Below are 997 nucleotides of genomic sequence, written 5' to 3'. Positions count from 1 at the left end.
GGCCAGGTGAACCTCGGAGGCGGGTCGCGCACGCTGAGCATTAAGTCGGCCAGGCGATCGCGTAACCAATGGCTCGACCTCAATGCTGACGTTGGCCTGTATTTCGGCCTGCGCTACAGAGGATTACCGGCGCTTTTAGGAGCAGCCGTCGAATGGGACGTGCCCCATCTCTTTAGCTACGAAGAATTGCTCGATCGGGCGAAAGCACGGCAAAAAAAATACCGGCGAAATGAATCGACGGCACGAAGTGCCTTGCAGATCAAATTCGATGTGGCGCTAACGGCCGGACGGGAAAGGGCAACCGTTCAGCTCGTATGGACCGGCCAGCCAGCAGCAATCGGTTTGGAACTGCCGAAAGATCTCGGCCGGCTCATCAAGCGCCCGTTCGGACGCAGCAGCGTTGCGCGTCTCTCGGTTAGTCGAAAGGGCGCCCTCCAGTCGGTATCTCTCAAAGATACGGGAACGCTGCAACCAGCCTTCGGGCAGGATGCCGGAACGCTCATCCCGCGCACGAGCACCGGCATCGACCTTGCGAAGCTCTTCCCAAAACTCTTGAAAGAGGCAAAGGAGGCAGGCCGGATCACCCAGGCGGGCGTTGACGATATTGCTGCGGCGTGGAAGCGATTCGCCACCATGTATACCGCCGCACTTACATCCCTGCAGTCGTCCGGGTACGCGTCTGCCACCCTCATCGCGCAGGCTGACGCTTACGGCGCCCTGCTGAACAGCTTGGCTAAGAATGCCATAGGTGATCTTAACCGCCGTGATATTTGGGAGCCGGTGCTGCGGATCGGGATGATCGAAGTACTCGGGAGCGCGCCGTCAGCCATTGTCGCGCCTTGGCATCCACTGCGCCTGGCTGGCGTCGCGGCTAAGATGCGATCGGTGGCAGGCCTGGCCGACTATCTCTTGTCGGATGTCGATGTGAACTTCGGCGACTCGCGTCTATTTTTCAGCGATCTCCGCGACGAACTCAGCCATCCGCTCTATCCTGAAG

General features: G+C 59.7%; 1 protein-coding gene. It reads left to right on the top strand.

What is annotated here, in order from left to right; genetic code table 11:
* The coding region (locus EOA23_RS35020; RefSeq protein WP_210212529.1) for a hypothetical protein at window positions 1-997 on the top strand (997 nt) is incomplete at both ends.

This window comes from Mesorhizobium sp. M2A.F.Ca.ET.042.01.1.1 (assembly GCF_003997405.1).
In the GTDB taxonomy this organism is placed as follows: Bacteria; Pseudomonadota; Alphaproteobacteria; order Rhizobiales; family Rhizobiaceae; genus Mesorhizobium.
This window is presented reverse-complemented; position numbering and strand designations above follow the sequence as displayed.